The 13,384-nt window shown below is 67.9% G+C and carries 11 protein-coding genes; 10 read left to right on the forward strand and 1 reads right to left on the reverse strand.

What is annotated here, in order from left to right:
• From dnaA to B2W79_RS09955, 7 genes are all read left to right on the forward strand, one after another.
• Window positions 1-924, forward strand: a 924-nt coding sequence (gene dnaA, locus B2W79_RS09925) for a chromosomal replication initiator protein DnaA (protein WP_292789122.1), incomplete at its 5' end; no start/stop codon positions are given.
• A gap of 481 nt (window positions 925-1,405) precedes the next feature.
• A complete protein-coding gene (dnaN, locus tag B2W79_RS09930) occupies window positions 1,406-2,548 on the forward strand; it encodes a DNA polymerase III subunit beta (RefSeq protein ID WP_025102872.1) in 1,143 nt (380 codons plus the stop codon).
• 52 nt (window positions 2,549-2,600) lie between these two features.
• Window positions 2,601-3,815 (forward strand): DNA replication/repair protein RecF, encoded by a 1,215-nt coding sequence (recF, locus tag B2W79_RS09935; RefSeq protein WP_071329767.1) that lies wholly within the window; start codon window positions 2,601-2,603, stop codon window positions 3,813-3,815.
• The gene (locus B2W79_RS09940; RefSeq protein WP_292789129.1) at window positions 3,808-4,317 is read left to right on the forward strand and encodes a DUF721 domain-containing protein; all 510 of its coding nucleotides are present in this window, start codon (window positions 3,808-3,810) and stop codon (window positions 4,315-4,317) included. The genes recF and B2W79_RS09940 overlap by 8 nt, the downstream gene beginning before the upstream one ends.
• Window positions 4,318-4,435: 118 nt before the next feature.
• The gene (gene gyrB, locus B2W79_RS09945; protein ID WP_292789132.1) at window positions 4,436-6,517 is read left to right on the forward strand and encodes a DNA topoisomerase (ATP-hydrolyzing) subunit B; all 2,082 of its coding nucleotides are present in this window, start codon (window positions 4,436-4,438) and stop codon (window positions 6,515-6,517) included.
• A 72-nt stretch (window positions 6,518-6,589) separates the two neighbouring features.
• Window positions 6,590-9,145 (forward strand): DNA gyrase subunit A, encoded by a 2,556-nt coding sequence (gene gyrA / locus B2W79_RS09950; protein WP_025102876.1) that lies wholly within the window; start codon window positions 6,590-6,592, stop codon window positions 9,143-9,145.
• Window positions 9,142-9,546, forward strand: coding sequence for a DUF3566 domain-containing protein (locus B2W79_RS09955; protein ID WP_071329764.1), 405 nt, complete (start codon window positions 9,142-9,144; stop codon window positions 9,544-9,546). Before gyrA ends, B2W79_RS09955 begins: the two co-directional genes overlap by 4 nt.
• 58 nt (window positions 9,547-9,604) lie before the next feature.
• Here B2W79_RS09955 and B2W79_RS09960 read toward each other — a convergent pair whose 3' ends face one another.
• Window positions 9,605-10,315: a VIT1/CCC1 transporter family protein gene (locus tag B2W79_RS09960; RefSeq protein WP_292789136.1), complete on the reverse strand. Its 711-nt coding sequence runs from the start codon at window positions 10,313-10,315 to the stop codon at window positions 9,605-9,607.
• Between the two features lie 111 nt (window positions 10,316-10,426).
• Here B2W79_RS09960 and B2W79_RS09965 point away from each other — a divergent pair, with 111 nt between their 5' ends.
• Genes B2W79_RS09965 through B2W79_RS09975 form a run of 3 tightly spaced genes read left to right on the forward strand, consistent with a single transcriptional unit; the run spans window position 10,427 to window position 13,280 of the window.
• Window positions 10,427-11,704 carry a sensor histidine kinase gene (locus B2W79_RS09965; protein ID WP_292789139.1) on the forward strand — a complete coding sequence of 426 codons (1,278 nt, stop codon included), beginning with the start codon at window positions 10,427-10,429 and terminating at the stop codon, window positions 11,702-11,704.
• The gene (locus B2W79_RS09970) at window positions 11,692-12,381 is read left to right on the forward strand and encodes a LuxR C-terminal-related transcriptional regulator (RefSeq protein ID WP_292789142.1); all 690 of its coding nucleotides are present in this window, start codon (window positions 11,692-11,694) and stop codon (window positions 12,379-12,381) included. Before B2W79_RS09965 ends, B2W79_RS09970 begins: the two co-directional genes overlap by 13 nt.
• Complete coding sequence (locus tag B2W79_RS09975; RefSeq protein WP_292789145.1) at window positions 12,378-13,280, forward strand: DUF4097 family beta strand repeat-containing protein; 903 nt, start codon at window positions 12,378-12,380, stop codon at window positions 13,278-13,280. Before B2W79_RS09970 ends, B2W79_RS09975 begins: the two co-directional genes overlap by 4 nt.
• Window positions 13,281-13,384 lie beyond the last annotated feature (104 nt).

Consider the following 13,384-nt stretch of genomic DNA (forward strand, 5'->3'; position numbering starts at 1 on the left):
AAGGCCTACAACCCGCTGTTCATCTACGGCGACTCCGGACTGGGCAAGACCCACCTCCTGCACGCCATCGGCGACTACGCGCAGTCCCTCTACGCCGGGGTCAAGGTGCGCTACGTCTCCAGCGAGGAGTTCACGAACGACTTCATCAACTCCATCGCCAACAACCGCGGCGCCGCCTTCCAAGCCCGGTACCGCGAGGTGGACATCCTCCTCATCGACGACATCCAGTTCCTCCAGGGGCGTGCGGAGACGCAGGAGGCGTTCTTCCACACGTTCAACACGCTGCACGATCACAACAAGCAGGTCGTGATCACCAGCGATGTCGCGCCGAAGCACCTCACGGGCTTCGAGGACCGCATGCGCAGCCGATTCGAGTGGGGCCTCATCACCGACGTGCAGGCACCCGATCTCGAGACGCGTATCGCCATCCTGCGGAAGAAGGCGCAGAGCGAGGCTCTCCACATCCCCGACGAGGTGCTCGAGTACATCGCCACGGTCGTGTCCTCGAACATCCGCGAGCTGGAGGGAGCACTCATCCGGGTGTCGGCGTTCGCGAGCTTGAACCGTTCGGCCCTCGACATCTCCCTCGCCCAGACCGTCCTGCGGGACATCATTGACACGGCCGAGGACAACATCATCTCGCCGACCGACATCATCACGGCGACCGCACAGTACTTCAAGCTCACGGTCGACGATCTGTACGGCTCCAGCCGCTCGCAGCAGATCGCCACCGCCCGGCAGATCGCCATGTACCTCTGTCGTGAACGGACCAGCCTCTCGCTCCCGAAGATCGGCCAGCTCTTCGGCAACCGCGACCACACCACGGTCATGTATGCCTACAAGAAGATCAGCGAGCTCATGAAAGAGCGTCGCTCCATCTACAACCAGGTGACCGAGATCACCACGCAGCTCGGTCGTCGCTGACGCCTGCGCGCACGAGAGGGACGCCATCCGACACCGGACGGCGTCCCTTCGGCGTTTGACAGGGCCCTGATCGCCGGATAAATGCGTCTATGCACATGTGGATAACTTGTGGATGACCGTGGAACGCGCCGACGCAGGTGTGGGTCGATCGGAGAAACCTGTGGATAACCACGGGACGGTCGAATCGCGATGGACCCTCGTCCACCCGCGGATTCCTCAGGGTCTCCACAAGTGACAAGTGTGTAGTTCCCTACTCGCGCTTGCTTTCCACCGACTTATCCACAGTATCCACAGGTGTTAACACCGTTAAGGAGTTAAGTCATTCAGGGTGCGATCCGATCACCAGACGGTGGGGAGAACCGTCCGAGGCATGACAAGACCTCCGGCGTAGGGAAGCGCAGGACTGTGGGGCTAGCATGGGATTCCCTGCACTGGCAGGACCCGACGACGACCCGTCATGTTCGACGACAAGGGAGCACCCGTGAGGTTTCAGGTCAACCGCGATGTCTTCAGCGAGGCTGTGTCCTTCGTCGTCAAGCTGCTCCCCCAGCGCAATCCGCAGCCGATCCTCGCCGGCGTCCTGATCGAGGCCGACGGCTCCGGACTCACGCTCTCGGCGTTCGACTACGAGGCTTCCGCGCGGACGACGATCGAGGCGACCGTCGAGACCCCGGGGACGATCCTCGTCCACGGCCGTCTGCTCTCGGACATCGCGAGCCGCCTCCCGAACGCTCCCATCGAGATCGCCGTCGAGGATGACGGCGGGATCGCCGTTACCTGCGGCTCGGCGCGCTTCACGCTCGCCGCCATGCCGGTCGAGGAATACCCGTCGATCCCCGAGGTGTCCGGATCATCCGGCGTCGTCCCGGCCGACGAGTTCGGCACCGCGATCGCGCAGGTCGGCTTCGCGGCATCCCGCGACGATGTGACTCCCGTGCTGACGGGTGTCCAGCTCGAGGTGACCGGCCACACGCTCAGCCTCGTCGCCACCGACCGGTACCGGGTCTCGCTCCGCGATGTGCCGTGGGACGGCGAGGCCGTCGAGGCCACCGCACTCGTCCCCGCTCGCACCCTCGTCGAGGTCGGGAAGACCTTCGGTCACGCCGGCACGATCCAGATCGCCTTCTCGGGGGCCGGGGACCGCGAGATCATCGCGTTCACCGCCGGCAACAAGACCGTGACCTCGCTCCTCATCAAGGGCAACTTCCCCCCGGTCCGCCGCCTCTTCCCGGAGCAGACCGATCACTACGCCGTCGTCAACACCGCCGACCTCATCGAGGCCGTGCGCCGTGTGTCCCTCGTGCTCGACCGTGCCGCGCCGCTGCGCTTCACGTTCTCGACCGACAGCGTCACCATGGATGCCTCGGGCAGCGAGCACGCCCGCGCGTCCGAGTCGGTCGACGCGATCCTCTCCGGTGGCGACGAGGTGACGCTGGGGCTCAACCCGCAGTACCTCATCGAAGCCCTCGGCGCGGTCAAGAGCGAGTTCGTGCGGGTCACGTTCACCTCCAGCGACAACGCCAACAAGCTCAGCCCGGTCCTCATCACCAGCCAGACCTCGGTCGACCAGGCCGGCCTGGACTCGTTCAAGTACCTGCTGCAGCCCAACCTGCTCCTGCGCTGAGCGCGAGCACTCGCCCCGAGGGAGTGTCCGACCCGGAAGGTAGGCTGGCTCCGTGATTGTGGAGCACCTCAGCCTGGTCGATTTCCGCAATTACGCGACCGCGGAACTCGCCCTGCACCGAGGGCCCAACGTCCTCGTCGGGCGGAACGGTCAGGGCAAGACGAACCTCGCCGAGGCGGTGGTCTTCCTCGCGACGCTCGGGTCGCACCGCGTGTCCACCGACGCTCCAATGGTGCGGGACGGCCAGGACTTCGCCGTCATCCGGGCGCGGCTCTCCCACGGCGAGCGGCGCGTGCTGGTCGAGGTGCAGCTCAACCGGCAGGGATCGAACAAAGCTCGCATCAACGGCTCCCCGTCGAAGACCAATGAACTCCCCCGCTATGCGCATGTCGTGCTGTTCGCACCGGAAGACCTCCAGATCGTCCGGGGCGACCCGTCGGCCCGTCGCCGGTTCGCCGACCAGCTCCTCATCCAGCGCACCCCGCGTCTCGCCGCGGTACTGGCCGACTACGATCGCGTACTCAAGCAGCGCAACGCCCTTCTCAAGTCGGCACGGGCGCGCGGCATCCGCGGTGAGGCATTGAGCACCCTGGACGTCTGGGACGACAAGCTCGTGTCCCTCGGATCGGAGATCATCTCCGCGCGGCAGCGGTTGGCCGCCGACCTGCAGCAGCCGGTGGCCGATGCCTATGCGGCGATCGCGGGCGCCGATCACCGGCCGCGGCTGGACTGGGCGCTGTCCGTCGCCGGCGGCGATCCGGAGGACGACGACGATCGGGACGACACGGAGGCCTCCGCCCCCGTCGACGACGTGCGCGGGGACTCCCGTCGCATCGCCGAGATGTTCCGCGCCTCCCTCGCCGCGAAGCGATCGAACGAGCTCGACCGCGGCCTCACCCTCACCGGACCGCATCGCGACGATCTGGTGCTGCGCGTCCGCGACCTCCCCGTGAAGGGCTACGCCTCGCATGGCGAGTCCTGGTCTGTCGCCCTCGCTCTGCGGCTCGCCTCCGCGGAGCTGTTGCGTAGCGAGTCTCCCGCCGGCGACCCGGTGCTCATCCTCGACGACGTCTTCGCCGAGCTCGACGCGGATCGGCGCCAGCGACTCGCCACCCTCACCGCAGGCTACGAGCAGGTAGTGGTCACCGCGGCGGTGGAGGAGGATATCCCCGACGTGCTCCACGCTCACGTGGTCCGTATCGCGGCGGGCACCATCAGCGACGAACGGAACCGATCGCAGGGAGAGGAGGGTGCGAGTCATGACTGATGTGCTCACCGACAGCGCGGCCGCGCCGGAGGCTCCCGAGACCGTCGCCACCTACCTTCGACTGCGGGGACTCCAGCCGAGCGCCAAGAACTGGAAGCGCAAACGACGGATCACCGTCGACGACGACAACGCGCCGTTCACCCCTGGACGCGATCCGGGCAGCCTCGGTGCCGTCCTCGACACCCTCAGCCGCGAGTCCGGGTGGGAGACGACGCTCGCCCGGGAAGACCTCGTCCGCCAGTGGGCCGACCTCGCCGGGGCGGACACCGCGAAGCACTCGGAACCGGTGTCGCTCGAACGCGGGCTGCTCACTGTCAAATGCGATTCCACGGCCTGGGCGAAGAACCTCCAGTTCATGCGCGCGACCATCCTCACCGAGATCTCCCGCCGGTATCCGGAAGCGGGAGTCGAGAACCTCCGCTTCATCGGACCGGACGTCCCCTCGTGGAAATGGGGTCCCAGAGCCGTTCCAGGGCGGGGCCCGCGCGATACCTACGGGTAGGGCACCATGCAAGGGGTCCGAAACGCTCAGAGGGCCACACGCGGCCGTTGAGCGGCATTTCGACTCGAAACCCCGCTAGAATGGGAGTTCGAGATATCGATCTGGAGAATGCCCTCTGATGACGCCTGAATCCCCTGCTGACGAGACGGAACCGAACAACGACGCTTCGTCGGGCTCACAGGCCGGAGGATCGGCGGCACCCGCACCGAAGAAGCAGCAGCCCGGTGAGTACGGCGCCGACTCGATCCAGATCCTCGAAGGACTCGAGGCCGTGCGCAAGCGCCCCGGCATGTACATCGGCTCGACCGGGCCACGTGGACTGCACCACCTCGTCTACGAGATCGTCGACAACTCGGTGGACGAGGCGCTGGCCGGCTACGCCGACACGATCTTCGTCACCCTTCTCGCCGATGGCGGGGTGCGCGTCGTCGACAACGGTCGTGGCATCCCCGTCGACCCGCACTCGTCCGACCCGTCGAAGTCGACCGTCGAGGTCGTGCTCACGATCCTGCACGCGGGCGGCAAGTTCGGCGGCGGCGCCTACGCCGTCTCCGGCGGTCTGCACGGCGTCGGCTCCTCGGTCGTGAACGCCCTGTCGACGCGTTTCGACGTGGAGGTCAAGCAGAAGGGCTTCGTCTGGCGGCACAGCTTCGCCGACGGCGGCGTCCCGCAGCAGAAGCTCGAGAAGGGCGAGGCCACCGACCAGACCGGCACGAGCATCACGTTCTGGCCGGACGCGGAGATCTTCCAGGAGACCGTCGAGTTCGACTACGACACGCTCCGCACCCGGTTCCAGCAGATGGCGTTCCTCAACAAGGGACTGCGCATCGAGCTGTCGGACGAGCGGCCGGAGTCGGCCTACGAGACCGAGGAAGACGGCCAGGCGGTCACGAAGCAGCCGAGCGACGTCTTCTTCTACGAGCGCGGCCTCGTCGACTACGTCGAGTACCTGAACAAGGTGCGCCACGCCGAGGTCGTCAACGAGGAGATCATCGCCTTCGAGTCGGAGGACACGGCGCGCAAGATCTCCCTCGAGGTCGCGATGCAGTGGACCACGTCCTACACGGAGAACGTGTTCACCTACGCGAACACGATCAACACGCACGAGGGCGGCACGCACGAGGAGGGCTTCCGGGCGGCGCTCACCACGCTCGTCAACCGCTACGCCCGTGCGAACAACCTCCTCAAGGAGAAGGACGACAACCTCTCCGGCGACGATGTGCGCGAGGGGCTGACCGCCGTCATCTCGATCAAGCTCGGCGAGCCCCAGTTCGAGGGGCAGACCAAGACGAAGCTCGGTAACACCGAGGCGAAGGCGTTCGTGCAGAAGGTGGTCGGCGACCAGCTCGGCGATTGGTTCGACCGGAACCCGAACCAGGCGAAGAACGTCATCCGCAAGGCGATCGACGCCGCGACCGCGCGGCTCGCCGCCCGCAAGGCGCGCGAGACGGCCCGTCGCAAGAGCGTCTTCGAGTCCGCCGCCATGCCGGACAAGCTCAAGGACTGCACGAGCAAGGACCCGTCGATCAGCGAGATCTTCCTCGTGGAGGGAGACTCGGCCGGCGGCTCGGCGGTGCAGGGTCGCGACCCGCACACGCAGGCGATCCTCGCCCTGCGCGGCAAGATCCTCAACGTCGAGCGGGCGCGCCTCGACAAGGCGCTCGGCAACAAGGAAGTCCAGGCGATGATCCAGGCCTTCGGCACGGGCATCGGCGAGGAGTTCGACATCGAGAAGGCCCGGTACCACAAGATCGTGCTGATGGCCGATGCCGATGTCGACGGTCAGCACATCACCACCCTGCTGCTCACGCTGCTGTTCCGCTACATGCGCGGACTCATCGAGGCCGGCTTCGTGTACCTCGCGATGCCCCCGCTTTACCGCCTGAAGTGGTCGAACGCGGCCCACGAGTACGTGTTCAGCGACGCCGAGCGCGACGCGCTGCTGGCCTACGGCCTGGAGAACGGCAAGCGCATCCCGAAGGACGCGGGCATCCAGCGCTACAAGGGTCTCGGCGAGATGAACGCCAAGGAGCTGTGGGAGACCACGATGGACCACACCACCCGGACGCTCCGCCAGGTGACCATCGAGGACGCCGCCGCCGCGGACGAGATCTTCAGCGTGCTGATGGGCGAGGACGTGGAGTCGCGTCGGAGCTTCATCCAGCGCAACGCCAAGGACGTCCGGTTCCTCGACATCTGATCACCGCGCGGTCCTCGAGCGTGTGCCAGGGGACCCGACGCCTCGACAAGCTCAGCCAACCAGGAAAGACACATGACTGACGAAGAACGCCCCGACATCACCGAGGGCCACGAGCACGGCAAGATCGACCAGGTCGATCTCCAGTCGGAGATGCAGCGCAGCTATCTCGACTACGCCATGGCGGTCATCGTCGGCCGCGCGCTCCCTGACGTCCGCGACGGTCTCAAGCCCGTGCACCGCCGGGTGATCTACGGCATGTACGACGGCGGATTCCGGCCCGACAAGTCGTTCTCCAAGTGCGCCCGCGTCGTCGGCGAGGTCATGGGTCAGTACCACCCGCACGGCGACTCGGCGATCTACGACGCCCTCGTCCGTCTCGTGCAGCCGTGGTCGCTCCGATACCCGCTCGCTCTCGGCCAGGGCAACTTCGGCTCGCCCGGCAACATGGGCGCGGCGGCACCGCGGTACACCGAGACGAAGATGGCCCCGCTCGCGCTCGAGATGGTGCGCGACATCGAAGAGGACACCGTCGACTTCGCCGACAACTACGACGGCCAGACCCAGGAGCCGACGGTTCTGCCGTCCCGGTTCCCGAACCTCCTCGTCAACGGCTCGGTCGGCATCGCGGTCGGCATGGCGACCAACATCCCGCCGCACAACCTCCGCGAGGTGTCCGATGCCGCGCTCTGGGCGCTGGACAACCCGGACCTCCCCCGCGAGCAGCTGCTCGACGGGCTGATCCAGCGCATTCCCGGACCGGACTTCCCGACCGGCGCGCAGATCCTCGGCACGAAGGGCATCCACGAGGCGTACCGCACCGGCCGCGGCTCGATCACGATGCGCGCGGTCGTCAACGTCGAGGAGATCCAGGGGCGGACCTGCCTGGTCATCACCGAGCTGCCGTACCAGGTGAACCCCGACAACGTTGCGGTCAAGATCGGCGACCTCGCGCGCGACGGCAAGATCACCGGCATCGCCGACATCCGCGACGAGTCCTCGGACCGCACGGGTCAGCGCCTCGTCGTCGTGCTCAAGCGCGATGCCGTGGCGAAGGTGGTGCTGAACAACCTCTACAAGCACACGCAGCTGCAGGAGAACTTCGGCGCGAACATGCTGGCGATCGTCGACGGCGTTCCCCGGACGCTCGCGATCGACGGCTTCATCTCGAACTGGATCGCCCACCAGATCGACGTCATCGTACGACGGACGCAGTTCCGCCTGAACGAGGCCGAGAAGCGCATGCACATCCTGCGCGGCTATCTGAAGGCGCTCGACGCGCTCGACGAGGTCATCGCGCTCATCCGCCGGTCGCAGACGACCCAGGATGCGAACGAGGGTCTGCAGAAGCTCCTCGACATCGACGAGATCCAGGCCGATGCCATCCTGCAGATGCAGCTCCGTCGCCTCGCCGCGCTGGAGCGTCAGAAGATCATCGACCAGGCGAACGAGCTCGAAGCGCTCATCGCCGACTACAAGGCGATCCTCGCCGACGAGGGCCGGCAGCGGACCATCATCCGCGAGGAGCTCACCGCCATCGTCGACCGGTTCGGCGACGAGCGGCGCACGCACATCCTGCACGGCTTCGACGGCGATGTGTCGATGGAAGACCTCATCGCCGAGGAGGAGATGGTCGTCACCGTCACCCGCGAGGGGTACATCAAGCGCACCCGCAGCGACAACTACCGTTCGCAGCACCGCGGCGGCAAGGGCGTCAAGGGCGCCCAGCTGCGCGCCGACGACATCGTCGAGCACTTCTTCGTCACCACGACCCATCACTGGCTGCTGTTCTTCACCGACAAGGGCCGGGTCTACCGCGCGAAGACGTATGAGGTGCCGGAGGCCGGGCGCGACGCGAAGGGCACGCACGTCGCGAACCTCCTCGCGCTGCAGCCCGACGAGAGCATCGCACAGGTCCTCGACATCCGCGACTACGCGGTGGCGGACTACCTCGTCCTCGCCACGCGCGACGGTCTGGTCAAAAAGACCCGTCTCGACAACTACGACACCAACCGTCAGGGCGGCGTCATCGCCATCCGCCTGAACGATGAGGACGAGCTGGTCAGCGCTCTCCTCGTCAACGCCGAGGACGACATCCTCCTCATCAGCCGCAAGGGCATGTCGGTGAGGTTCCAGGCGACCGACGAGGCGCTGCGCCCGATGGGTCGCGCCACCGCCGGTGTGAAGGGCATGAAGTTCCGCGAGGGCGACAGCCTGCTGTCCGCCTCGGTCGCCGCACCAGGCAAGTATGTGTTCGTCGTCACCGACGGGGGCTACGCCAAGCGCACCGCCGTCGAGGAATACCGCGTCCAGGGACGCGGTGGATACGGCATCAAGGTCGCCAAGTTGAACGACGATCGGGGCACTCTCGCGGGCGGTCTGATCGTGTCCGAGGACGACGAGGTCTTGGTGGTTCTGTCCAGCGGCAAGGTGGTACGCTCTGCCGTGGCCGAGGTCCCCGCCAAGGGTCGCGACACCATGGGAGTGGTGTTCGCCCGCACGACGGAGGCTGACCGCATCCTCGCCATCGCCCGGAACGGTGAGCGTGGTCTCACCGAAGAAGAGACCGAGCCGGATGCCGATGCCGAGGCCCCCCAGACGACTGAGACACCCGAGGATACAGACGCATGAGCACAGTGGCCGACAAGCTGGCGAAGAAGTCGACACGGAAGACCGGCGGTAAGCAGGTTCGTCTGCGCCTCGTCTACGTCGACTTCTGGTCCGCCGTGAAGCTCTCCTTCCTGGGAGCGGTCGCATTGGCCGTCGTCACGATGGTGTCGTTCTTCCTCATCTTCCTCGTGCTGCAGGCCACCGGCATCATGTCCACCGCCGACGAGTTCGTGCGCAGCTTCACCGACGGCGCCATCCCGCTGTCGGAGCTCGTGGGTCTGCCGCAGGTCATGGCATTCGCGGCCGTCGTGGCGATCCTCAACCTGATCGTCTTCACGGTGCTCGGTGCGGTGATCGCGGGCATCTACAACCTGGCGGTGAAGGTCACCGGCGGTCTGCTCGTCGGCTTCATGTCGAACTGATCCTCACGGTCGACGGAAGGGCGGGTGCTGCGGCACCCGCCCTTCCGCGTGTGCGGGCTCAGACGACGCCGGTGGATCCGAGGAGCGAGCCGATCAGCCAGGTCGCGGCCAGCGCCAGCGCTCCACCGACCACCAGCCGGAGCGCGGCGCGGAGCGGGGGCGAACCGCCGATGCGCGCCGACACCGTCCCGGTGAGCGCGAGTGCGAGGAGGACGGCGACGAAGGTGACGGGCACTCGAGCCTCCGGCGGCGGGAGGAGGATCGCGAGGAGCGGGAGGAGTGCCCCGAGTGTGAACGCGATGGCGGAAGACGCGGCGGCGTGCCACGGATTGACCAGATCGTTTTGATCGATACCGAGCTCCACCTCGAGGTGTGCGGCGAGGGCGTCGTGGGCGGTGAGCTCCTCCGCCACCCGCTCAGCCGTCTCCTCCGAGAGTCCGCGCCGGCGGTAGAGCGCGGTCAGCTCCGCCAGCTCCTCCGCCGGCATGGTCCGCAGCTCTTCGCGCTCCTTGGCGATGAGTGCCCGCTCGCTGTCGCGCTGACTGCTCACCGAGACGTACTCCCCGAGGGCCATGGAGATCGCGCCGCCGACGAGACCCGCGACGCCAGCGGTGAGTAGCGCGGCGCTGTCCGTCGTGGCACCCGCGACGCCGACGACCAGCGAGGCCACCGACACGATCCCGTCGTTCGCGCCGAGCACGCCGGCACGCAGCCAGTTGAGGCGCTGACTCACGCCCGAACCGTGGGGCTCGTTCTCATGCGTCGTCATGCGCCCAGTGAAGCAGATCCTCCTCGTCCGCACACCCGGTAGGGAAAACCCGAAGGCGAGTGTCCGGTTGCCTCGGTGGGCGGTGCCGCGGCCCGGCCCTACCGTGGAACCATGACCACACAGACTGCGATCCCGGCCTCCGCGGCAGCGGCCTCGCCGCCATTGCGCCTCCCCCTCACCATCCTGCACCTGGCGGGTGCGGGGGTGATCGGCGGCGGCGTGATCGGCGTGCTCGGCGGGCTCCTCGGAGCGGGGATCGGCCTTCTCATCGTCTTCGGCGTCGGCGTCTTCCTCCTCGTGGGACTGGTGTACGCCCTCTTCGGCGTCGGCTGGTTCGAGGTGGAGCGCGTCGCCGGCCTCTACCGGGTGCCCACTGTTCCGCTCCGCCTGCGACCGCGTGAGCGCCCCGGGTTCGGCGGGTGGCTCCGTACCCTCGGCCGGCAGTCGATCGACGGTCGGATGTGGCGAGCGGTCGCGAACTTCGTCATCACGGCCGTTCTCGGCTTCTTCGTGCTGCGGCTGTTCTGGACCCTCGTGTGGTCGGCGATCATCGCGTTCGCGCCGCTGACCCCGGCCGAGACCATCCGGGCGCCGTTCGGTGGGGCGGAGATCCCGGTGTCGTGGGCCCCGCTCATCGGCATCCTCGGTGTCGTCGTCTCGGTCGGCGCGATCATCGGCCTCGCCTTCCTGGCGCGGACCCTGGCCCTGGCCATCGTGGCGCGGGCCCGGGAGGCGGAGCTCACCGAACGGGTGCGGGCCTCCACCGCCCAGCGGGAGGGAGCCGTGCGCGCCGCGGATGTCGAGCGCACCCGCATCGAGCGGGATCTGCACGACGGCGTCCAGCCCCGACTCGTCTCGGTGGGCATGACTCTCGGGCTCGCCCAGCAGAAGATCGACAGCGATCCCGCCGCGGCGAAAGTCCTGATCTCCGAGGCGCACACCTCCACCAAGGCGGCGATCACCGAGCTACGGCAGCTCGCTCGCGGCATCCACGCGTCCGTCCTCGATGATCGCGGACTCGATGCGGCGCTGTCCGCGCTCGCCAGCCGCTCCCCCATCCCGGTGCAGCTCGACGTGCGGATGGATCCGTCGGCTCCGCGGCCGGCGCGGGAGGCGGAGGCGGCGGTGTACTTCTCCATCGCCGAGTCGCTGACCAACGCGGCGAAGCACTCCCGAGCGAGCGAGGCGCGGGTCACGGTCCGCCTCCGCGAGGGGGGCATCCTGTGGGCACGGGTCGAGGACAACGGCATGGGCGGCGCGCAGGTGCTCCCGGGCGGCGGCCTCGACGGCATCGCCAACCGGATCCTCGCCGCCGGCGGGACTTTCCGCCTCGACAGCCCGCAGGGCGGTCCGACCAGCCTGGAGGTGAACGTGCCATGCGCATCCTGATCTGCGAGGACTCCGTCCTCCTGCGCGAGGGGCTTGTGCGTCTGCTCGAGGACGCCGGTCACGAGGTGGTCGCCGCCCTCACCGACACCACCGATCTCCGAGCCACTGTGGCGTCCGCGTCCCCGGACCTCTGCATCCTCGATGTGCGGCTCCCGCCGACGTTCACGGACGAGGGCATCCGCGCGGCGCTGGACCTCCGGGCCGTGCACCCGGCGCTCGCCATCCTCGTGCTCTCGCAGTACGTGGAGGAGCGCTACGCGTCCGACCTCATCGCCGCGCAGGGCGGTCCGCTCGGCTACCTCCTGAAGGATCGGGTGGCGGATGTCGCCGAGTTCATCGATTCGGTGCAGCGGATCGCCGACGGCGCCACCGTCCTCGACCCCGAGGTCGTCGCGCAGCTGCTGACCCGCCGCAACCGTGACGACCGCATGATGCGGCTCACGGAGCGCGAGCGGACGGTGCTCGCGCTCATCGCGGAGGGGAAGTCGAACCAGGCGATCGCGGGGCTCCTCTTCCTCTCGGAGGCGAGCGTCGAGAAGCACATCACCTCCATCTTCCAGAAGCTGGGCTTCGAGCAGGGCGAGTCGGGCAACCGCCGCGTCCTCGCTGCTCTCGCCCACCTCGAGAACACGGGCGGCACGTCGCCGTCGAACGGCCAGACAGGAGCCACACGATGACCACCGAGAACCCCGGAGCACAGGGCGGGCACACCCCGCTCACTCCCCCGCCGTCGCCGGCGACGTCCCCCGCGCCGGGTGCGCCCGAGCCGGGCCGGTCGTCCGGCGCGACCGGGATCCTGGTCCTCACCGCCGTCGTCGGAGGCATCGCTCTCGTCGGGGCCGGCGGGACGGCTGCGGTGGCCGCGACGGGTACCCTCCTCTCGTCGAACCGGGCGGATGCCGTCCAGACGCTCGATGTCGACGGGCTCACGGCGATCGACCTCGACGCGGATGCGAGCATGGTCCGCATCGAGTTCGCGAACATCGACGAGGCCGAGCTCTCGGTCGCCAACGGCCGCGGGACGGGCTGGACCTTCGAGCGCGAGGGCGACCAGATGGTCGTCCGCAGTCCCCAGCCGGTCTTCGGCTGGTGGTTCGGCAACTGGTTCGGCGAGGAGGAGCGCGTGGTCCTCACCTTGCCGGAGGAGCTCAGCGGGACCGACCTCGGGGCGAACCTCACGCTCGACGCGGGCTCTCTCGACGTGTCCGGCGAGTTCGGGACGTTGGAGGTGCAGGTCAATGCGGGATCGCTGGACATCGCGGGCGCGGCGGAGGTGTTCGACGTGCAGATGAACGCCGGTCGCGCCGACGTCCTCCTCGACGGCGTGACGCAGGCGGACCTCGGGATCGCGGCGGGCGACCTCACGGTCGAGCTCACCGGCGAGGGGCCGTCCGCGACCACCGTCGATGTGAACGCCGGGTCGCTCAACCTGACCCTCCCGGACGTCGACTACCGCATCCGGCAGGACGTCAGCGCCGGGTCGTTCGACGCCACCGTGGACGAGTCCTCCGGTGCGCGGCGCACGATCGATGTCTCTCTCGCCGCGGGCCGCATCAGCATCCAGCCGGGTCGGTGAACGGAGCGAGAGCGAGGCCCCGGGGAGGGGCCTCGCTCTCGATTCGGATTTTCGCCGAAACTCCGGTAAAGTTCTGGAGGTTGACGGGGCTATAGCTCAGGCGG

Origin of the sequence: Microbacterium sp. UBA7513, assembly GCF_002478345.1 — a bacterium.
Classification (GTDB): Bacteria; Actinomycetota; Actinomycetes; order Actinomycetales; family Microbacteriaceae; genus Microbacterium.

Bases quoted from the DNA above. Each gene is read 5' to 3' on its own strand.
- B2W79_RS09940 (WP_292789129.1), top strand. From the start codon at position 3,808: ATGACTGATGTGCTCACCGACAGCGCGGCCGCGCCGGAGGCTCCCGAG.
- gyrB (WP_292789132.1), top strand. From the start codon at position 4,436: ATGACGCCTGAATCCCCTGCTGACGAGACGGAACCGAACAACGACGCT.
- gyrA (WP_025102876.1), top strand. From the start codon at position 6,590: ATGACTGACGAAGAACGCCCCGACATCACCGAGGGCCACGAGCACGGC.
- B2W79_RS09955 (WP_071329764.1), top strand. From the start codon at position 9,142: ATGAGCACAGTGGCCGACAAGCTGGCGAAGAAGTCGACACGGAAGACC.
- B2W79_RS09960 (WP_292789136.1), bottom strand. From the start codon at position 10,315: ATGACGACGCATGAGAACGAGCCCCACGGTTCGGGCGTGAGTCAGCGC.
- B2W79_RS09965 (WP_292789139.1), top strand. From the start codon at position 10,427: ATGACCACACAGACTGCGATCCCGGCCTCCGCGGCAGCGGCCTCGCCG.
- B2W79_RS09970 (WP_292789142.1), top strand. From the start codon at position 11,692: ATGCGCATCCTGATCTGCGAGGACTCCGTCCTCCTGCGCGAGGGGCTT.
- B2W79_RS09975 (WP_292789145.1), top strand. From the start codon at position 12,378: ATGACCACCGAGAACCCCGGAGCACAGGGCGGGCACACCCCGCTCACT.